Genomic DNA, 19,653 nt, shown 5'->3' with positions numbered 1-19,653 from the left:
GTGTCCTGCAGCCCGTAAGGATACCGTAAACGCTGGACAGGACACGCGTTTCGCGGGCATCAGTTGATGCAGCCGGAATCATTCAACAAGCCATAGCAGGCCAACCGGAACCGGATATGACCGCACCGCCTGATCGATCCGACAGTATCACTGCACCGTTGCGGCATTCAATCTTCAGGCGGATCTGGCTCGCCAGCCTGCTCTCCAATCTCGGCATCCTGATCCAGGGCGTCGGCGCCGCCTGGGCGATGACCCAGATGACCGCGGAGGCCGACAAGGTCGCGCTGGTGCAGACCGCGCTGATGCTGCCGGTGATGCTGATCGCGATGCCGGCCGGCGCCATCGCCGACATGCATGACCGCCGCATCGTGGCGCTGGTGTCGCTCGCGATCGCGCTCTCCGGCGCCACCACGCTGACGGTGCTGGCCTGGCTCAATCTGGTGACGCCGAACATCCTGCTCGCGCTGTGCTTCGTCGTCGGCAGTGGCATGGCGCTGTTCGGCCCGGCCTGGCAATCCTCGGTCAGCGAGCAAGTGCCGTCGGAGACGCTGCCCGCCGCGGTCGCGCTGAACGGCATCAGCTACAACATCGCGCGCAGCTTCGGCCCGGCGATCGGCGGCATCGTGGTCGCCTCGGCGGGCGCCGTGGCGGCATTCGCCGCCAATGCGGTGCTGTATCTGCCGCTGCTCGCCGTGCTGTTCCTGTGGAATCGCGTCAGCGAGCCGTCGCGGCTGCCGCGCGAACGGCTGAACCGCGCCATTGTTTCCGGCGTGCGCTACATCACCAATTCGCCGTCGATCAGGATCGTGCTGACCCGCACCATGGTGACCGGCCTCATCGGCGGCTCGGTCTCGGCCCTGATGCCGCTGGTTGCGCGCGACCTGCTGCATGGTGGCGCGCAGACCTACGGCATCATGCTCGGCGCCTTCGGCATGGGCGCGGTGATCGGCGCGCTCAACATCAGCGAGATCCGCAGCCGGCTCAGCGGCGAAGCCGCAGTGCGCACCTGCGCGCTGCTGTTGGGCGTCGCGATCGCGATCGTCGCCGTGAGCAGGCAACCGGTGCTCACCGCCGCCGCGCTGGTGGTTGCCGGCGCGGTGTGGATGCTTGCGATCGCGCTGTTCAATATCGGCGTGCAGCTGTCGGCGCCGCGCTGGGTCGCGGGCCGTTCGCTGGCGGCCTTCCAGGCCTCGATCGCCGGCGGCATTGCGATCGGAAGCTGGTGCTGGGGCCGCATCACGGACCTCGGCGGCGTCGAGATGGCGCTGTTGATCTCCGCCGGGCTGATGCTGCTGTCGCCGGTGCTCGGCATCTGGCTCAGGATGCCGCCGGTCGGCGCGCGCAACGAGGACGCGGCCGATACCCTGGCCGATCCCGAGGTGCGGCTGCAACTGACCGGGCGCAGCGGGCCACTCGTGGTCGAGATCGAATACCGGGTGGCGCAGGACAATGCCCGCGCGTTCCACAATGTGATGCAGGACGTGCAGCTCAGCCGCCAGCGCAACGGCGCCTATGGCTGGTCGATCGCGCGCGACATCGCCGATCCCGAATTGTGGACCGAGCGCTATCATTGCCCGACCTGGCTCGATTTCCTGCGTCAGCGCAACCGCGCCACCCAGATCGAGCGCGAACTGCATCAGAAGGCGGCCGGCTTCCACATCGGCGCGGAGCCGATCCGGGTGCGCCGGATGCTGGAGCGTCCGTTCGGCTCGGTGCGCTGGAAGGACGAGACCCCGGACCGCGCCGCCAAGGAAGTGATCCCGGTGGTCGCCACCGCGGCGGGCAGCAGCACGTAGTTTCTCAATCGTCGTTCCGGGACACGCGAAGCGCGAGCCCGGAATGACGACGATCGGAGCTACTGCCCGTTGTCGATGAGCGTCTGCAGGCAGGCCTTGCTGAGGCGGCTGCGGTGCTCCTTCAGGCAGGCCAGCACGACCTGATCGCCCTCGCTGAGATGGGCGCGGCAGAACCGCGAGGCGTCGCGCGAGCAGGCATCACGCCCCTGCTGCTGTGCGGAGGCGGCCGACGCCAACAGAACCAGTGAAACGACGGCAAACAGAAATCGGGTCATCTCTCAAAGCCTCTAAGGAATGCAACGCCGGTTGTATAGCGTTTCAGGGTCGCGAAGAAGCTTGAAACCGAGGGCGAATCGGCAGGTTCCGCCCGGAGATGACCATCCGGAGACGGCCTGCGTCTCGTCGCCGCAGGTTTGCCCCCATCAGATGCCGCGCAAAAATCACTCCGCGGCGGCCCTGCGCTGGGCGGCGAGATCGCGATCCAGCACGACGCGGCAGCCGCTGCTCAGCTGGGAGCGATTCTTGACCATGCAGGCGGTGATCCTGGGGATGTTCGGGATCTCCGCGCTGCACAGGCGGAACGCGTCGCCCGAGCACATCTGCTGCGCCTCGGCGCTGAAGGCAAAGCTCGCCGTCGGCGACAGCACGGAAACGGTGGCCGCAAAAGCCAACGCGACGCCGACGCTGCGAACTGCACGTCCTAGAACCTGACTTTTGAAGACGGTGGTCATGATCGGCTCCCATCGGCGCCGCAAATGGCGGGGCCCGTTGTTCGATTATCCGATCCTGAACGGCAGCGCGTCTGAAGACTGTGACGGTCATCACGCATGGGTAAGAGCCGCTTTTTGTTGTCATTCCGGCGCCTTGTTGGGATCGCGTTAAGACCTTGTTGGCATTAATCGCTCGTTGCGGCTGTGGCGTATCCCGAGTTCCAAGAGAGTGTTAGCGATGCGTAGTGCGTTGGGCCTGATGCTGGCCAGTGTTGTAGCGGCGATCGTGATCGCCGGCGTGTGGTTCTGGACCTCCTCCCCGCGTGCCGACGCGGCTCCTCCGCAGACAACTGCCGCAGCCAAGGCCGATCCGCTCCCTGCGGCAGCGGCAAAGCAGGCTGCCAAGGACGATGTCGAGACGACCGCCGCGCTGTCGAGGCGCGCCGATGCCACCCAGGCGGCAGCCCCGGCCGCTGCCGCTGCCCCCGCCCCGGCGCCGGCCCCGGTTGCCGCCGCACCCAGATGCGCCAATCCCGACGCGCTCGGCATCAGCCGCACCGTCGTGGTCGACACCACAGGCGGCCCGGGCTTCGGCTTCCTGCAGTACAAGCAGTATGACTTCCTGACCGACCATGAGGTCGTGCTGACCTTCGACGACGGTCCGTGGCCGACCACGCCCGCCGTGCTGAAGGCGCTGGCGGACGAGTGCACCAAGGCGGTGTTCTTCCCGATCGGTCTGCACACCACCTATCACCCGGACATCCTCCGCCAGGTCGCCGCCGCCGGCCACACCATCGGTGCCCACACCTGGTCGCACGCGCATCTGGCGAGCAAGAAGCTCACCGAGCAGCAGGCCAAGGACGAGATCGAGAAGGGTTTCAGCGCGGTGAAGCTGGCGCTGGGTGCGAACCCCGCTCCGTTCTTCCGCTTCCCGGCGCTGGCGCATACGCCGGCGACAACAGCCTATCTCGGCACCCGCAACATCGCGATGTTCTCGGTCGACGTCGACTCCAACGACTTCAAATCGAAGAGCTCGGACGAAGTGATCAACAACGTGATGACCAAGCTCGACAAGGAGCACAAGGGCATCATCCTGATGCACGACTTGCAGAAGCACACCGCGCAGGCGCTGCCGACGCTGCTGCGCAAACTGAAGGCGGGCGGCTACAAGGTGGTCTGGATGAAGGCCAAGACCCAGATCGAGACGCTGCCGGAATACGACGCGATGATGGCGAAGACCGAGAAGCCGATCGCAACGGGCCGGCCGATAGGCAACGTCGTGCAGACGATCGCCGACTAACGCCGCGAACAAGCTCAACGCAAAGCGCCCCCGGATCCGGTCCGGGGGCGCTTTCGCTTTCTGATCGCTACCGCCTTCTGCTGGTCCGACACGGCCGGGCGACCTTGAACGCCTATGCGCCTTCGAGAGTGGCGCCATCGCGCCCGGCAGCTGCGGCTGCCACCAAAATATCGAAATCAACCCCATGCAAAGTAGCTGGCGGGCGGGCCATTTTGCCTGAAGGCGCGCCCTCGCGCGCTTGCCCAGGCATGACGAAACTGAACTGGTGGCTACCAGTAAATCCCGTGGCCATGCAGCTCGCCGATGATGCGGCCCTCGGTCCAGCGCCGCGCGTGGCGGCGATGGCTCGACCTGTGCGAAGTCACCCGCTGCTCGCCGGCCAGCCTGGCGTCGGGCGCCGCCTGCGGCTGAACGTTGGCCTGTTGCACTGGTGCCTGCTGCACGGCCGGTTGGGCGGGCGGCTGCGGAGTGGGAGCCGGCGTCGCGACAGGCGCGGCGCGCTCGACATATTTTGGCGCTTCCGGCGGCTTCGGTGGCGGCTCGACAGCGGCAGCATTGACCGAATTCGACGCTGCTGCCGGCAGCGCCCCTGCCCCGCCCAACGACAGGCTTCGTTCGCCGGCCTGCGCGCAAGCGGAAGCCAAAACCACCGCCGTGATCAGGATGAGTTTGCGCATTGTTGTTCTCCCGTTGGTGGCCGGAAAACTAGCCAAGTCGTACCAACGACTGTGTGAGCTGCTTCACGCAGCCATCGCGTGCCGCATTCATCTCCCTGTGATCGCCCGCCGCAACAACGCCACCACCTCGGCGACGTCCTGCTCCGCGATATTGGTGAAGCTCATCAGCAAGCCTTCGCCCGCATGATGCGCGAGCGACCGTTCGGATAGCGCCACCGGCGCGAGGCCATGTTGCCGCGCCCGATCGGCCAGCCGGACATCCGGCCCGTGGTTCGGAAAGCGCGCCAGGATATGCAGGCCGCCGGGCTGCAGCGAAATGCACACGTCGGCGCCGAACTGTCGCTCCAGCTCATCGACGAGCGCCTTGCGCCGCGCGCGATAGTGCGTGCGCATCCGCCGCAGGTGCCGCGCGAAATAGCCCTCCGACAAGAAGGAAGCCGCGACCGACTGTTCGAACGCCGCCGCTCCGCGATGAAGCATCTGGCAGGTGCGTTCCGCCGTTGCGACGAACGCGGCCGGCAGCACCAGATATCCGAGCCGCAGGCTCGGAAACAGCGTCTTGCTGAAGCTGCCGGCATAGAACACGCGATCCGCTGCATCGATGGTCTTCAGTGCCGCAGGCTTGCGGCCGCTATAGTGGAACTCGCAATCGTAATCATCCTCCAGCACCCATGCATCGCAGTCGGCGGCCCAGGCCAGCAGCGCCGCGCGACGCCGGGGCGACAACGGCATGCCGAGTGGAAACTGGTGGGTCGGCGTCACCACCGCGAGCCGTGCATCCGGACGGCTCGCGCGCGCGTCATCCACGCGAAGCCCCTCATCATCGACCGGAATCGGAACGATGCGCATCGAAAGCTGCGCGAACGCCTGCTGTGCGAAGACGTAACCGGGGTCCTCCAGCCAGACCTGATCATCGGGCTTGAGCAGCAGGCTCGCGACCAGGCTCAGGGCGCCCTGATAGCCTGACGTTACGACGACCTGATCCGGCCGGCAGACAATGCCGCGGGCAACAGCGAGATAGGCCGCGATCGCCTCGCGCAGCGCGGGCACGCCCATCGGATAGGCGTGGAAAAGCCGCGCCGCGGACAGCTTGCGCGCTTCCCGCGCGGCGAGCCGGGCCCAGACCTTGCGCGGAAACAGATCGAGGGCGGGCACGCCAAGCCGGAGCGGCGGCGGCATCTCGGTCGGTGCCGGACCACTTGTCGATGTCGGTGGCGCGAGCGGCTCGGCCGGCATCGCGCCGGAGCGCAGCTCGGGCGCGACGATGGTGCCGCGCTGGCCGCGTGCGACGAGATATCCTTCGCTCGTCAGTCGCGCGTACGTGATGTCGATGGTGCCGCGCGCGATGCCGAGCTGCGCCGCAAGGCTGCGCGTCGACGGCACGCGTTCTCCCGACTGGATCCGCCCCTCGACGATGGCCGCGCGAATGCGATCATAGAGCTGCTGCTGGATCGACGTACTCGAACCCTTCTCGATCTCCATGGCGTCCAAGTGCCAGCCCTCTGATGGCCCAATCGGATAGATGAAAAATGGCTCTGTCTGCCGGCCGGCGGCGGGATTAGTTCAGGCATATCGGCACCGATCCTGGCGCAGCGACATTGCCCGAGCGTGCCGGCGGCCGCAGCACACAGCTGCGTGTACTTATGGGAGCACGGTCAACTGTTCGCTTTGGCGCGCTGTTCCACGGACTGACCGCCGGGGTCTTTGCCGTCCTCAACTCGAGCTTCCGGAGATATCGGTGAGTGCAATCGAACAGAGCAGCATACGGCGCGGCAACGATCGCCTCGCGATAACAGTCGCGGACAAGCTGCGCGGGCTGGCGCCGGCGGCCGGCGCGATCGCCTATCCCTTCCTGCTCGATGGATTTCATCTCGCGGTCTCGCCCGCTGACGATCCGATATCGTTTGGGCGGCTGGCGCTGGCAGCACTCCTTCTGCTGGCTGCAACGGCCGCGCCCTTGCTGGGTCTGGCCTGCGCCTATTGGATGACCAAGCCAGCGGTTTCGTCGTTCGAGCTGCGCGCCCGGCGGCTCGCCTATCTCAGCATCGGTACGCCGCCCCTGTTCGTGTTGACCGGCGTCGGTCTTGGATTGCTGCATATCCATGTCAGCGACGAGCTCGTCTGGGTCGCGGGTTGGCTCGCCGCGAGTCTCTATGTGCTGCTCGCCGGCGAGCAAGAGCGGCCGGCAACATCAGCCGCGATTGCTTCGTCCATCGACAGATGGCGTGTCACGCACGGCATCGCCGCGGCGGTCATCCTTCTCTATGTCGCGTTTCACCTCACCAATCATCTGCTCGGCCTGCTCGGACCCGAGGTTCATGCCGCCGTGATGAAGATGGGCCGTACGGTCTATCGATCGTCCGTGGTCGAGCCGGTGCTTGTCGCTTTGATGCTGTTCCAGGTCGCCGTCGGGGTACGGCTTGCCTGGCGCTGGAGCTCACTGCCGGCCGACGCATTCCGCGTGTTTCAGATCGGCTCCGGCGTCTACCTCGCGGCGTTCATCGTCACCCATCTGAATTCCGCGTTCGTCTCGGCGCGGGCCGTGCACCACATCGACACCAATTGGGACTGGGCGTCCGGCGCACCGACCGGCCTGATCCACGACGCCTGGAGCATCCGCCTGGTGCCGCACTACGCACTCGGCGTCTTCTTCGTCCTCGCGCATCTCGCTTCAGGATTGCGCGGCGTTCTGATCGCACACGGCATGGCGACGGCGGTCGCCAACCGGGTCTGGGCAACCGGGCTCGCAGCCGGCGCGCTGATCGCAATTGCGATCATGAGCGGACTGTGTGGCGCGCGGATCTAGGCGGCGCAAATCGTTCGATAAGCGGCCAGTTGAAGCGCGACGACGCGCTGCGCGGAATGACACTTCTCAAACCACAGACGCGCGGCATCGCCGCGGCCATTGCCGTCCAGCGGATCAGCAAGAACCTCGAGAATCCGGGCCGCGCACGTCTCGACGCTGTCGGCGGCCAGGCAGGGCGGCGCCGCTCCGAAGAACTCCGCTGATTGGGTTTCATCTAGATTGGTTATCACTCGGCGTCCGAGCGCCATTGCCTCAAAGGTAACGCCGCCGATCGCCGGTATCCTGAACTGATCGACGACGACGTCGCTCGAGCAGTACAGCTGTCGAAGCTCCGCCTTGTTCAACGACGGTATCCACGAAACCATATCTTCGATTCGAAGCTCCTGAATCAGTTCCTTGCTTCGGTGAACGTCAACACCCCACTCGACCAGGATGATACGAAAATCGCGGTCCGTCTGCGCAACCTGCGCGGCCGCCCTCAAGAAAAGATCATTGCCCTTCTGCATCGAAACAGGTGCTGCGTGCCAGTGATGGCGCGACGGGCTAAAGAATGTGGTGACCTTGAAGTCTCGCTTCGGAAGCTTGAGGCCCGCTCGAAAGCTTGAAATCTTTTCATCGTCGAAGGCATGCGGAAGATAAACCGTCCGCTCCCTCTTCGCTTTCAGCCGTGCCACAGACGGCAGCACATCCGAGTTGGTCACGAAGGAGAAAGCCGCATTCTTGTACGACGCCGAACAAAGAATGCCGTTATAGGTTCTCTCAAAAGGCAGTTCCCGCAACGTGCCATGCTCGTAACATGTGTAATTCTTGAGTCCGTTGATGAAGGGAATGAAACCGTCGATCGAATAACCCTGAATGATGTCATAGTGCTCCAATACGTCAGCGAATTCATTGGCAATGGTGGATGCGAAGGCTTCGACCAAGACCAGGGCTTCTGCCGGATAATCCGTGAACTGTCGCAGCAGGTCACCAAGAAGTGCCGCGCGCTGCGTAGCGTTTCGATCCTCTCCCTTGCCGTATTTTTCGAAATAGCGAAACTCCGGGCGGTCGACGATGTCCGGGTGGGTCACCACGGGAATGACTGATGAACCGACGTCAGCGGCCGCGCCGTTGCTTGTGGTCGGCGTCGCGGTGACAGGATTTGGGATCGTGAAGGCATCGGCAGGAAACTCGAAGCCAAAGCGCGGCAGGCCGCGGCTGCGTCTCTGGCTTCGCCAGATTGCGACCGCCAAGCTCGACCCACCGACAACGCCGGTCTCCGCCTCACGCTGCAAATGAACAAATACGTACTTCGTTAGCAGGGAACGATAGATTGATACGAGACGGCTTGGCCCTTTGGGACTTGATGACCGCGAGCCGCGGAACGTCCGATATTGATTGCCTTCACTTGCAGCCGGCGGCGCGGTGTCAGGATTCGACATCGTGAAGACATCGGCGGAAAACTCGAAGCCAAAACGCGGCAAGCCGCGGCTGCGTCTCTGGCTTCGCCAGATTGCGACCGCTAAGCTCGACCCATCGACAACGCCGGTTTCCGCCTCACGCCGCAAATGAGCAAAGACGTACTTCGCCAGCAAGGAGCGATAGGTTGATACGAGGCGGCCTGGTGCTTCGGGATTTGGATATTCGTTGGCGAGAGATCGGCTTTGCCAAGGCTGCGGATCTGGCGAGGCCAACTTTGATGAGGCCGACGAAATCGGGGAGAGTGCAGACTCAGGCCCTATGGTCGCCCCCGGCAGGACGATGGTCGGTTGATCGAGCGGCTGCGGGATTGCCGTGCTTGCCTGGAAATCCTGAAACTCGCGCGCAATTGAAATTGTGTCTGCCAGATGCTCCGGCATCGGTGGACGGACCCGGCTCTCTGCGGCAGCGATGCCATCGAGCATCTCCCAATATCTTGCCTGCAGCAGCGTCCAGAAGAATGCTGCGGCTGCGCTGTCACCGGCGTCCTTCGCACGAAGGTACGAGAGGCAATCGAGAACGGGGCCTTGCACAAACCAATCCGGTCGCCGCCAACCGCTCAACTCGGTGGCCCACCAATCCGGGAACATGTTGTCGACGTTGCCGTCGAAGCTTGCGGCCTCCCATTCCGGGCAACCCATGACGTGATAGTAGTTATAGCAAATGACATCCGCTTCGATTCCAAAGCGCCGCTGGATCAAAGCATTGTTGTAGGCGTTGTTCGCGATATTGCCGATGTGCAGGACGCGCAGCGGGCGATTGTGGGCGCGTTGGAACTCCCTCAGGAAAGCAAGCTGTAGTTGAAAGTCGCTATCACGATCCTTCTGCACCAACGTCATTCCCCGGCAATCGTAGTTCAGGTATTAAACTTCTGCGCGAAAATGCACAATCAACGAACACCGATTCCGCAGCGTTTATTCTGCTCCATGTCGCGCCTCATCTCACCAATCATTTAGTCGGCTTGCGCAATGGGTGCGGTTCGCCATGCGCTGGAGCTATCGGCGGATGTGTTCCGGGTGTTGCAGATCGGCTCGGGCGGTTACGTCGCCAGGTACATCGTCACCCATCTGAATACCGCGTTCATCTCGACGCGAGCTGCGCGTTCGGTGTTTTCTTCGTGTTTTCGCATCTCACGCGGGGGTTGTGCGGCGTCCTGACGCGCCCCGGGGCCACCACAGTCGCCAATCGGATCCGGGCAACCGGGCTCGCAGCAGGCGGACTGGCCGCGATTGCGATCATGAGCAGATTGTGCGGCGCGAGAATCCCGGCGAACAAAGTTCCGCTGCACATCGAGGCGGGAGATGTTCCTGAGGGGTGGTGCCGCAAGAGGGACTCGAACCCCCGACCCCGTCATTACGAATGACGTGCTCTACCAACTGAGCTATTGCGGCGAACCGTTCGGCAACGGCCTGACAACGCGCCACCTGATATCGGGCATGACCCCGATTGGCAAGGAAAACGCGGTTATTGAACCACACACCGGTTATCTAACCGCGAATTAGCTTCCCAAACGTGACAGAAATCCGCGCCAACCGCCTACCTGGGCCTTGGGCGGGCCGATTTGTTCCGCAAATTCGTCCACCGTGCCGTCCTCGTCGACCCCGGGGTCGTCGGGGGCCCGGACGATCGGGATCACGGCCGGAATGGGCGCAGGCGCCGCCTTCGGCAGGTCGGTCCGGGAACGGAACAAGGGGGCGGGGGCCGGGGGAGCCGATTCGGCGCGCCGGCGGCTGAGCCGGCTCCGATGCGGGCGGGTCGGCCTGAACTGGGGCCGGGTCGGCCTCGATGGCTGCCGGCAGGGGGGCATTATCCTGCACGGGCGGTGTGGCCGGCTCCAAGGACTTCGTCTCGACCGGCTTTACCTCGACCAGCTCGGCCGGCTTGCCGTCCGCCGGCTCGCTGGCCACGTCCTTGGGGGGCTCGACCCGGCGCGGCGCCAGCATCGCCTCCTCGAACGGCGAGGGCTCGATCGCATTGCCCTTGTCGGACGGCAGCGCCGCCACCGGCGTCTGCCACTGGAAGGCATCGAGACGGCCGGTGACCGGCGAGACCGGACGCCAGCGGTCGGAGACATAGCCGTCCGCAGTCCACACCGGATCGTGCAGCGCGCGCACCGCACGCAAGGTCCAGGCCCGCGCCCGGCCGCTGTCGCCATGCTCGGTGCGCTCGATCTCCGCCATCAACAGCGCGACGCGCTGCGTCGGCGCCGCCGTGAACGGCTCCAGCGCCGCACGCGCTTTGGCGAACTCGGTCGCATCGATCGCGGCGCGCGCGATCGCCAGCGCGCCTTCGATATGGCCCGGAGTTTTCGCTGCCAGCGTCTCGACCCGCACCAGGCGCTGGCGCGCGGCATCACCGAGCCGCACATGCGAATAGGCGTCGGCGAGATCGGGATGCGGCTGCGCCAGCCACGCGGTCTCGACGATACGCATCGCGCGGCGCACCTGATGCGCCTCGCTCTCGAATTTGGCGGCAAGCACCGCGGCCGGGATCAGCGTCGGCGCCAGCTTGAGCGCCTCCATCGCGCTCGCGCGCGACAGGTCGCGATCGACGGTCTCGAACTCCAGCGCACGGGCCGCGAGCAGCACGCCGCGTTGCCGCCGATAGGTCGCCTTGTCGATCAACCCAGCGACCTGGTTATTGTCGATGATCGACAGCGCACCGGCCCAATCGCCCTTGGCGCAGCAGAAGCCGAGCACCGCATGCGAGGCCCAAGACGAGGACGGCGACATTTTCAGCGCTTCCTCGGCAATCATCACCGCCGCAACCGGATCGTCGGCGCGCTGCGCCTCGATGAACAGGCCGCGCAAACCGAGCAGCCGCGTGTCCGCCCGCTCGGCCATGGCGCGGAAGGCGCGCTGCGCGCCGTCGCGATCGCCGTCGAGCTGCGCCGATTGCGCGTGCAGCAACAGCGCCAGCGGATCGCCGCCGGCGTGGCGCCGCGCCACTTCGGCATGCACGCGCGCGGCCGACGAATCGCCGTGCCCGATCGCGAGCAGGCCTTGCGTGATGGCGTGACGGCCCCGCGCGTGGCGCCGCTCGCGCCTGCCGCGGCGGACATGGCCGGGGATCTTCCATAGGCCGCGCAGGATCACACCGGCGACCATCGCGACGACGATGACGAGGCCGAGCAAATACATCGGCTGCTTGGACGTGAGGCGCAGACCGCCCCAATTCAGCACGAGATCGCCGGGCTGATCGGCCAACCAGGCCGCACCCGCTGCAGCGAGCGCGATCAGCAGCAGGAACAGAATGATCCGGATCATCGAGAACCTATTGCAAAGACTTACTGGTTGACCGTGGCGAGCGCCGCCATGGCGTTGTCGGCAAATTTACGCGACGCGTCGAGCGCGGCGCGGCGCGCGTCCACCTTGGCGAGCCAGGCTTGCGCCGCGGTGCGATCGGCCGGCGGCAACGACTTCAATTCGCGCTCGGTCAATGCGAGATCATTATGCACGGCGGCCAATGTCACGCGCGCGACGATGCTGCCGCGATCGGTCCCGGTGCCGTCGGTCCGCTCGATGCGGATCAGCTTGGAAGCACCGGCCTGCAGACGATCGACCAGCCCGGCGCTGGCTGCCGCAGCTTCCGGCGGCGGCGGTGCGAGTTGCGGCACGATCTCGATCAGCTCGCGGCAAAGCGCATTCGGGCTCGGCACGCCTGATGTCGCGAACGTCCCGAGCGGCTTCAGCACATCGGGATTGTCGGTGATCGCTTTCGCGGCCTCGAGCGCCGAGGCATAGGGGTCGCCGTGACGAACCGCGACGTCGAGCAGCGATGCCGCGACCACGCGGCGCAGCGGCACGTCGTCCGCCTTCGCCTCGGCCTTGGTGTCGGCGATCTTGCTATCCTGCTTCGCGATCGCGGCGCCCTGTGCCTTCACCGCACCCTCGACCCTGTCGATGCGTGCCGTGAAGCCGGAGATGTCAGGCGCAGCCACGCCATCGCGCGGCGCGGCCTTCGCCTCATTGACTGCCGCCGCAAGCTTGTCGGATTGCGCCCGCGTCGCGGCGAGCTCGGTGCGCAACGCGGCGATCGATTTGTCGAGCGCCTCCAGCCGCGCGGTTGCCGCGGGATCGGCGGCCGCCGCGACCGGCCTGCTCGCCTTTGATTCAAGCGCGGTCAGGCGCGCGCCGAGTTCGTCCATCGTTGCGGCACTCGGCTGCGGCGCGGACACAGGCGGCACCGCGGGCCAGCCGAGCAGCCAGCCGACCCCGATCACCAGCGCTGCCGCGACCGAGCCCGATACCGGCGCCACCACCCAGGGCGACACCGGCCGCGACGGCTCGGCCTCGGACGCCGCGGCGGCGGCCTCGGGCTGCGGCTCGGCGTGGGGAGCAGGATCGGGATGGGGCTCCGCCTCAGGCGCAGCCGCCTCCGCTGCCTTGTCGGTATCCTTGTCAGTATCCTTGCCGGCTTCCTCACCCCCCTCGGCCTGTGGCGGCTCGCTGGAGATCTCGGTCGCCTGAAGGTCGATGGTCGGCGGCGCGCGCTTGGGCCGGGAATCCGGCGAAGGTCCTGGGTCGTCGGGCCTTTCTTCAGCCATCGCGAGGGTCCTCAAAACTACTGGGCGCACATTCTAGAGCATGATCCTATCCGATTGAATTGGATCATGCTTTTATCCTTTTGGTCGCGTTTTCTTAACGCGAACCGGTCCCCACTTCGCTTGAAAACGCTCCGTCAGAATCGGCCCAGGTTCTTAGAGCACGATCCGAAAAACGGAGCATTGCCTAACATCATGGTCAGACGAAAGAATTATTCCGCTCACGGTCGCAGGGTGCGGCCGAGCGCCTCCAGCAGGGCGTTTTCGTCTGGCCGCGCCGCCACCACCACCTTGGTGGCGCCGGCGTCATGGAGCACCGCGGCGACGGCTGCCGAGATGCAGCATTGCGGCAGGGCGAGCGCCGAAATCTCGATTCCGTCGGCCCGCACCGTATTCAGGAACGCCTGCGCGCTGCGGCGGGAATAATGCAGCACCGCGGTGATCCGGTTCGCCAGGAAGGCGTCATTGACCTCCGTTGGGAAGCCGGCCACCGGCGCCATGCGGTAGGTGGTGTGGGTGACGACGGTAAGGCCGGTTTCGCTGAGCTCGCCCGCCAGATCGCGCGACAGGTCGGCGCCGGCGAGATAGAGCAATGTGGCCGACGCCGCCAGTTCGCCGGCCTTGACCCGCGCAAGCACGAGATCGCGCAAGCTCACCGCATCGCCCTTGGCCACCATCACCTTGTCGAAGCCTGCGGCGCGCGCGGCGTCGGCGGTGTGCGCGCCCACCGCGAACAGCGGCAGCCGCAACAGCCGGCTGCCGGCGAGATCGATGGCACGCGGCGCGTTGGCGCTGGTCAGGATGACCGCGTCATAATCCGCATCGTCGTCACGGAACGGTAACGGCTCGAAGCGCAGCACCGGCGCCGCGAGGGCCTCAAAGCCGCGTTGGCGCAACGTGGCCAGCGTCGTTTCGTTGTCCGGATGCGGTCGTGTGACAAGAATGGTCACGGATCGGGTCTCCCGCGCTGCGAATTGGACCTTGCCGACCGATTGCACTTCAAGACCTCGCAATGCTACCCCGGAGGGGACATTTTGATGAACATGATCTTGCCGGAAACCGGTTCCGGCCTGTCCGGATCATGCTGGTAGCACAAGGGCCGAAATTGGGACACGAACCACCGATGCTGGTGCTGGGAATCGAGACCACCTGCGATGAAACTGCAGCCGCCGTGGTCGAGCGGCAGGCTGACGGGCAGGCAAGGATCCTCTCCAACGTCGTGCGCTCGCAGATCGACGAGCACGCCCGCTTCGGCGGCGTGGTGCCGGAGATCGCCGCGCGCGCCCATGTCGACCTGCTCGACGGTATCGTCGCCTCCGCCATGAAGGAGGCCGGCGTCGGTTATGGACAATTGTCGGCTGTCGCCGCCGCCGCCGGCCCCGGCCTGATCGGCGGCGTGATCGTCGGTCTCACCACCGCGAAGGCGATCGCGATGGTGCACGATACGCCGCTGATCGCCGTGAACCATCTCGAGGCGCACGCGCTGACGCCACGGCTGACCTGCGCGCTGGCGTTTCCCTATTGCCTGTTCCTGGCCTCGGGCGGCCACACCCAGATCGTCGCCGTGGTCGGCGTCGGCGAATATGTGCGGCTCGGCACCACGGTCGACGACGCGATGGGCGAGGCGTTCGACAAGGTGGCGAAGATGCTGTCGCTGCCCTATCCCGGCGGACCGCAAGTCGAGCGCGCAGCCGCCGGTGGCGACCCGACGCGATTTGCGTTTCCACGCCCGATGCTCGGCCGTCCCGATGCGAACTTCTCGCTGTCGGGATTGAAGACGGCGGTGCGCAATGAAGCCAGCCGGCTGGAGCCGTTGGAGCCGCAGGACGTCAGCGATCTCTGCGCAAGCTTCCAGGCTGCGGTGCTGGAATCGACCGCGGATCGGCTGACCGTGGGCTTGAGGTTGTTCGAGGAGCGGTTCGGCACGCCGCGCGCGCTGGTGGCGGCCGGCGGCGTCGCCGCCAACCATGCCATTCGCAGCGCACTGCAGGATGTCGCGGCGAAAGCGCAGACCACGCTGATCATCCCGCCGCCGGCGCTCTGCACCGACAATGGCGCGATGATCGCCTGGGCCGGTGCCGAGCGAATGGCGCTCGGCCTCACCGACACGCTGGAAGCGCCGCCGCGGGCGCGCTGGCTGCTCGATGCCAACGCCAAGGCGCCGGCCGGCCACGCCAACAGCCGCGCCGGATATTGAACTGAGGGTTCCGATGCCCGCGCATATGTCAGTCAGCGTGATCGGTGCCGGCGCCTGGGGCACGGCGTTGGCCGAGGTCGCGGCGCGCGCCGGACGCAAGGTGACGCTGTATGCGCGCAATGCCGAGCATGCCGCCCAGATCCAGGCGACGCGGGTCAATCCGAAGCTGGCCGGTGTCCAGCTTCAGCCCGACATCGCGGTGACATCGGATATCGCCGCTGCCGCGCGCGCGGACATCATTCTCGCGGTCACTCCGGCGCAGCATTTGCGCGCCGCGGTCAGCCATCTTGCGCCGCATCTTGCGCCCGATACACCTGTCATCGCCTGCGCCAAGGGCATCGAGCACGGCACACACAAGTTTATGACCGAGGTGATCGCGGAAGCAGCACCGCGCGCCGTGCCCGCGATCCTGTCGGGGCCGAGCTTTGCCGACGACGTCGCGCGCGGATTGCCGACGGCCGTGACGTTGGCCACCCGGGGGGGCGGTACGAGGCGCTGGCACGCGCGCTCGTCCAGGCGCTCGGCTCGGCGACCTTCCGGCCCTATCACACCACCGATGTGCGCGGCGTCGAGATCGGCGGCGCGGCCAAGAACGTGCTGGCGATCGCCGCCGGCATCGTCGTCGGCAGGAATCTCGGCGCTTCCGCGCTCGCGGCGCTGACCACGCGCGGCTTCAGCGAGCTCGCACGATTGGGCCGCGCCTGCGGGGCGCGCACCGAAACCCTCTCCGGCTTGTCTGGATTGGGCGATCTCCTGCTCAGCTGCTCGACCGCGCAGTCGCGCAATTTTGCGCTCGGCCTCGCGCTCGGTCGCGGTGAAGCGGCGCCGGTCGGCAAGCTCGCCGAAGGCGCATTCACCGCGCCGGTGCTGTGCGAGCTCGCCGCCGCGCAGAGGATCGATATGCCGGTGTCAAGCGCGGTCGCCGCGATCCTGAGCGGCCGGCTGACGATCGATGACGCGATCGAAGGCCTGCTGACGCGGCCGTTCAAGGCCGAAGGCTAGAGCCGATCGTACTGGCGCGTTTTCTCCACGCGAGACGGCGACCGCTTCGTTCAAGAGCGTTCTCATCACCGCGCCGTCGCGAAGGCGACGAGGTCGTGCAGTCCGGGCCCCGCTCCGTCGGGTGTCACGCCGAGTTCCTCAGCTGACGCGTTGCTGCGGTTGACCCAAAAGGTCGGATAACCGAACCATTTTGCGCCAGCCACGTCCCATCCGGCGAATGCGGCAAAGACGATCTCCTCCTTCTTCAGTCCAAACGCGTCGACACCCATTTGATAGGCGCGCGCGTCCGGCTTGAAGGCAGCGACCTTGTCGGTGCTGAGGTGATCTTCGAACAGACCCTCGAGCCCGGAATTCTTGATCGCCGCGTCCAGCATCGGTGCGGTGAAGTTGGAGAGAAACGCCATGCGCAGGCCGGCGGCGCGAAGCTGCACGAGCGCCGGCACGACGTCCGGCCACGCCTTAAGTTCCAGGTAGCTCTGCATCGCGCGGTCGCGCTGCTCGGGCGAGAGCGAGATCTTCATCGCCTTCGCCGCGAACACCAGCGCGTCCTCGGTGACCCGCCAGAAGTCGGCATATTGCCCGCCGAGCGTCCTGAGCCAGGTGTATTCGAATTGCCGGGTTCGCCACACGGCGCTCAGCTGCGCGCCCATGCCGGGGAGCATCTCGTCCAGCCGGGCGGATACGGGACGGGGATCGATCACGGGGAAGCCGTCGAAGGCGACCGCCCGGAACGGCGGGCGGCCTGCCGCGCGCGACCGACCGGGCAGCACCGTCGCGGCCGTGACGGAAGCCGCGGCCAGGGTCGTAAACGTCCGGCGATCCAGGAGCATGTCGTTTCCTCGCATTGCGAGCCGCCAGCGTTCACGCAATTGCGTGTTGGCACAATCGCCCGATTTCAGCAGAGATCATTCCGTGTTTCAGAACAATCAGGGGAGGGGATGACGATGGACCGGCTCGAGGAGCTCCGCCTGTTTCTCGCGATCGTCGACAGTGGAAAGTTTGCGGCCGCCGGCCGCAAATTCGCACGTTCACCGTCCTCGACGACGCGGATCGTTGCCGAGCTCGAGCGGCGCCTCGGCACCCGGCTGCTGCAACGGACCACGCGAAAGCTGTCGCTGACCGACTCCGGCGCGCGGCTTGCCGCGCAGGCGCGCCGCTTGCTCGCCGATTATGACGAGGCGATCGACGGCGCGATCGGAGAGGCCGCAAGCCTGCGCGGCAACATCAAGCTGTCAGCGCCGACGCTGTTCGGCAGCCGTCACATCGCACCGCTGGTGCGCACATTCCTTGAACGCCACCCTGACATCACGCTGCAACTGGCGCTCGAGGATCGTCTCGTCGATCTGATCGACGAGCGGATCGACATCGCGCTGCGGATCGGCCATCTGACGGACTCCTCGCTGAAGGCCCGGCGCATCGGAGAAGTCCGACGCATTGTCGTCGCCAGCCCCGATTATTTGAAGCGACACGGCCGGCCGCGCAGACCCGACGATCTCGCGCAGCATCACGCCGTGACCTTCGTCAATCAGGCGAGCCCCGCGATCTGGTCGTTCCAGCACAAACAAGGTGGTCCGCAGAAGGTCAAGGTATCGAGCCGCATGGAGGTCAATCGCGCCGAGACGGCAATCGGACTGACGCGTGACGGCATGGGCTTGACGCGGGTGCTGTCGTACCAGGTTGCGGGTGAACTCGCGGCGGGGTCCCTGGTCCGCGTGCTGAGGGATTATGAAGTCGCGCCGATACCGGTCCAGCTGGTCTATCCCAGTGCGCGCCTGATGGCGCCGCGCATTCGCACCTTCCTGGACTTCGCCGCCGGTGAGATTCCGCAGATCTCGTTCGACCATTTATAGCGGGTTGCAGCTGTCGCGCTTGACGGCGCTGACTTCCGCGCAGAGATCATGCGCACTGTGATAGCGTGGCGGCGACCGTCGGATCCCGTTCCAACAACAAGATACCGAACTTGGGGAAAGTACATGCGTCAACCGCGTCGCGTTATCGTTTCGATCAGCATTCTGTTTGCCGTCGCCACCTCCTGCGCCACCACGCGCGCGCAAACGGCCGTACCGTACGACGAACTCGCCAAGCGCGAGGCTGCGGCGAACGCCGAGGACGGCAAGCGGGTCGCCCCGCTCAAATCGATCGGCAATCCCTCAAGTGACGTCTCCCCGGAGATGCAGGCGATGATCGGCGCGCCCTACCCGCCGCATTTCAACGCCGATCCGAAGACCCCAGCGGAGTGGAAGGAGTTGATCGACCGCCGCGCCAAGCTCCTGATCGCGGGCATTCCGGCCATGAAGGCGAAGCTCGGCGTCAAGGTCGAGGAAACCAGGATTGCCGGCGTGCACTGCTACATCGTGACGCCGAACAAGATCGCGCTCGAGAACCGGCGGCGCCTGCTGATCCACGTGCATGGTGGCGGCTACGTGTTCGGCCCCGGCGAAGCCGCGTTGCCGGAAGCCATCATGATGGCCGGCTTTGGCGGCTACAAGGTGATCTCGGTCGATTACCGGATGCCGCCGGACTTTCCCTATCCGGCTGCGATGGACGACGCGATGGCGGTCTGGAAGGAAGTCCTGAAATCGCACGAGCGCCACCGGCTGGCGATCTTCGGCACCTCGACCGGCGGCGCGATGACGCTTGCGATGGTGTTGCGTGCGAGGGATGAGAAGCTGCCGCTGCCTGCGGCCATCGCGCCGGGTACGCCATGGTCCGACATCGACAAGATCGGCGACAGCTACGCGAGCAATGAGTGGGTCGACAATGTGCTGGTGACCTGGGACGGATGGCTCGGCCGCGCGGCCAGGCTCTATGCCAACGGGACCAGTCTGAAGAATCCCTACATTTCGCCGATCTACGGGGACTTCAAGGGTTTCCCGCCGACCATCCTGACATCGGGCACGCGCGACCTGTTCCTCAGCAACACGGTTCGCACGCACCGCAAATTGCGCCGCGCCGGCGTGATCGCCGATCTCAACGTCTACGAGGGGCAATCCCACGCGCAGTACCAGATGAACATCGATGCGCCCGAGACGAAGGAAGCCTTCACCGACATTGCCAAATTCTTCGATCGATATTTGAAGCAGTGAGCGCTGTCGTCAAGATCAGCTGCCCACGCTTGTCGCGGGCGCCCGGGTGCCTGTAGATTGCCGCGCGATGAACGATCG

At 65.7% G+C, this 19,653-nt stretch carries 14 protein-coding genes, 1 tRNA gene and 2 pseudogenes; 7 read left to right on the top strand and 10 right to left on the bottom strand.

Annotated elements, in window-relative coordinates; genetic code table 11:
- Nucleotides 1-116 precede the first annotated feature (116 nt).
- Complete coding sequence (locus ACVWW1_RS31065) at nt 117-1,796, top strand: MFS transporter (RefSeq protein WP_456658511.1); 1,680 nt, start codon at nt 117-119, stop codon at nt 1,794-1,796.
- 59 nt (nt 1,797-1,855) lie between these two features.
- On the opposite strand, the gene ACVWW1_RS31060 is transcribed toward ACVWW1_RS31065, so the two are convergent.
- Nucleotides 1,856-2,071, bottom strand: coding sequence for a cysteine rich repeat-containing protein (locus ACVWW1_RS31060; RefSeq protein WP_456658510.1), 216 nt, complete (start codon nt 2,069-2,071; stop codon nt 1,856-1,858).
- 165 nt (nt 2,072-2,236) lie between these two features.
- Nucleotides 2,237-2,527 (bottom strand): hypothetical protein, encoded by a 291-nt coding sequence (locus ACVWW1_RS31055; protein ID WP_207834091.1) that lies wholly within the window; start codon nt 2,525-2,527, stop codon nt 2,237-2,239.
- Nucleotides 2,528-2,744: 217 nt separating this feature from the next.
- On the opposite strand from ACVWW1_RS31055, the gene ACVWW1_RS31050 reads away from it, so the two are divergent.
- Nucleotides 2,745-3,806, top strand: coding sequence for a polysaccharide deacetylase family protein (locus ACVWW1_RS31050; RefSeq protein WP_456658509.1), 1,062 nt, complete (start codon nt 2,745-2,747; stop codon nt 3,804-3,806).
- 269 nt (nt 3,807-4,075) lie between these two features.
- Here the strand turns inward: ACVWW1_RS31050 and ACVWW1_RS31045 are convergent, their stop codons facing one another.
- Both ACVWW1_RS31045 and pdxR read right to left on the bottom strand, forming a co-directional pair.
- Nucleotides 4,076-4,483 carry a hypothetical protein gene (locus tag ACVWW1_RS31045; RefSeq protein ID WP_456658508.1) on the bottom strand — a complete coding sequence of 136 codons (408 nt, stop codon included), beginning with the start codon at nt 4,481-4,483 and terminating at the stop codon, nt 4,076-4,078.
- A gap of 87 nt (nt 4,484-4,570) precedes the next feature.
- Nucleotides 4,571-5,965 carry a MocR-like pyridoxine biosynthesis transcription factor PdxR gene (gene pdxR, locus ACVWW1_RS31040; protein WP_456660715.1) on the bottom strand — a complete coding sequence of 465 codons (1,395 nt, stop codon included), beginning with the start codon at nt 5,963-5,965 and terminating at the stop codon, nt 4,571-4,573.
- 256 nt (nt 5,966-6,221) lie between these two features.
- Here pdxR and ACVWW1_RS31035 point away from each other — a divergent pair, with 256 nt between their 5' ends.
- Nucleotides 6,222-7,289, top strand: a complete 1,068-nt coding sequence (locus tag ACVWW1_RS31035; RefSeq protein WP_456658507.1) for a hypothetical protein — start codon at nt 6,222-6,224, stop codon at nt 7,287-7,289.
- Here ACVWW1_RS31035 and ACVWW1_RS31030 read toward each other — a convergent pair.
- The 5 genes and pseudogenes from ACVWW1_RS31030 to ACVWW1_RS31010 form a co-directional block, all read right to left on the bottom strand.
- On the bottom strand, nt 7,286-9,586 hold the full coding sequence (locus ACVWW1_RS31030; protein ID WP_456658506.1) for a glycosyltransferase family 4 protein: 2,301 nt from the start codon (nt 9,584-9,586) through the stop codon (nt 7,286-7,288). The genes ACVWW1_RS31035 and ACVWW1_RS31030 overlap by 4 nt on opposite strands.
- Before the next feature lie 476 nt (nt 9,587-10,062).
- Nucleotides 10,063-10,138, bottom strand: a tRNA-Thr gene (locus ACVWW1_RS31025).
- Between the two features lie 107 nt (nt 10,139-10,245).
- Nucleotides 10,246-12,013 (bottom strand): annotated as a pseudogene (locus ACVWW1_RS31020) (heme biosynthesis HemY N-terminal domain-containing protein).
- 20 nt (nt 12,014-12,033) lie between these two features.
- Nucleotides 12,034-13,293: a COG4223 family protein gene (locus ACVWW1_RS31015; protein WP_456658505.1), complete on the bottom strand. Its 1,260-nt coding sequence runs from the start codon at nt 13,291-13,293 to the stop codon at nt 12,034-12,036.
- Between the two features lie 218 nt (nt 13,294-13,511).
- The gene (locus ACVWW1_RS31010; protein WP_456658504.1) at nt 13,512-14,240 is read right to left on the bottom strand and encodes a uroporphyrinogen-III synthase; all 729 of its coding nucleotides are present in this window, start codon (nt 14,238-14,240) and stop codon (nt 13,512-13,514) included.
- A 173-nt stretch (nt 14,241-14,413) separates the two neighbouring features.
- Between ACVWW1_RS31010 and tsaD the strand changes: the two genes are divergently transcribed.
- Together tsaD and ACVWW1_RS31000 are read left to right on the top strand one after the other, a co-directional pair.
- The gene (gene tsaD / locus ACVWW1_RS31005; protein ID WP_456658503.1) at nt 14,414-15,487 is read left to right on the top strand and encodes a tRNA (adenosine(37)-N6)-threonylcarbamoyltransferase complex transferase subunit TsaD; all 1,074 of its coding nucleotides are present in this window, start codon (nt 14,414-14,416) and stop codon (nt 15,485-15,487) included.
- A gap of 13 nt (nt 15,488-15,500) precedes the next feature.
- A pseudogene (locus tag ACVWW1_RS31000) lies at nt 15,501-16,489 on the top strand (NAD(P)H-dependent glycerol-3-phosphate dehydrogenase).
- Nucleotides 16,490-16,554: 65 nt separating this feature from the next.
- On the opposite strand, the gene ACVWW1_RS30995 reads toward ACVWW1_RS31000, so the two are convergent.
- Nucleotides 16,555-17,319 (bottom strand): haloacid dehalogenase type II, encoded by a 765-nt coding sequence (locus ACVWW1_RS30995; protein ID WP_456658502.1) that lies wholly within the window; start codon nt 17,317-17,319, stop codon nt 16,555-16,557.
- Nucleotides 17,320-17,433: 114 nt separating this feature from the next.
- Between ACVWW1_RS30995 and ACVWW1_RS30990 the strand changes: the two genes are divergently transcribed.
- Nucleotides 17,434-18,339 carry a LysR family transcriptional regulator gene (locus tag ACVWW1_RS30990; protein ID WP_456658501.1) on the top strand — a complete coding sequence of 302 codons (906 nt, stop codon included), beginning with the start codon at nt 17,434-17,436 and terminating at the stop codon, nt 18,337-18,339.
- A gap of 123 nt (nt 18,340-18,462) precedes the next feature.
- On the top strand, nt 18,463-19,575 hold the full coding sequence (locus ACVWW1_RS30985; protein ID WP_176534464.1) for an alpha/beta hydrolase: 1,113 nt from the start codon (nt 18,463-18,465) through the stop codon (nt 19,573-19,575).
- Nucleotides 19,576-19,653: the final 78 nt, after the last annotated feature.

The sequence above is a fragment of the Bradyrhizobium sp. JR3.5 genome (genome assembly GCF_054057015.1).
This window is presented reverse-complemented; position numbering and strand designations above follow the sequence as displayed.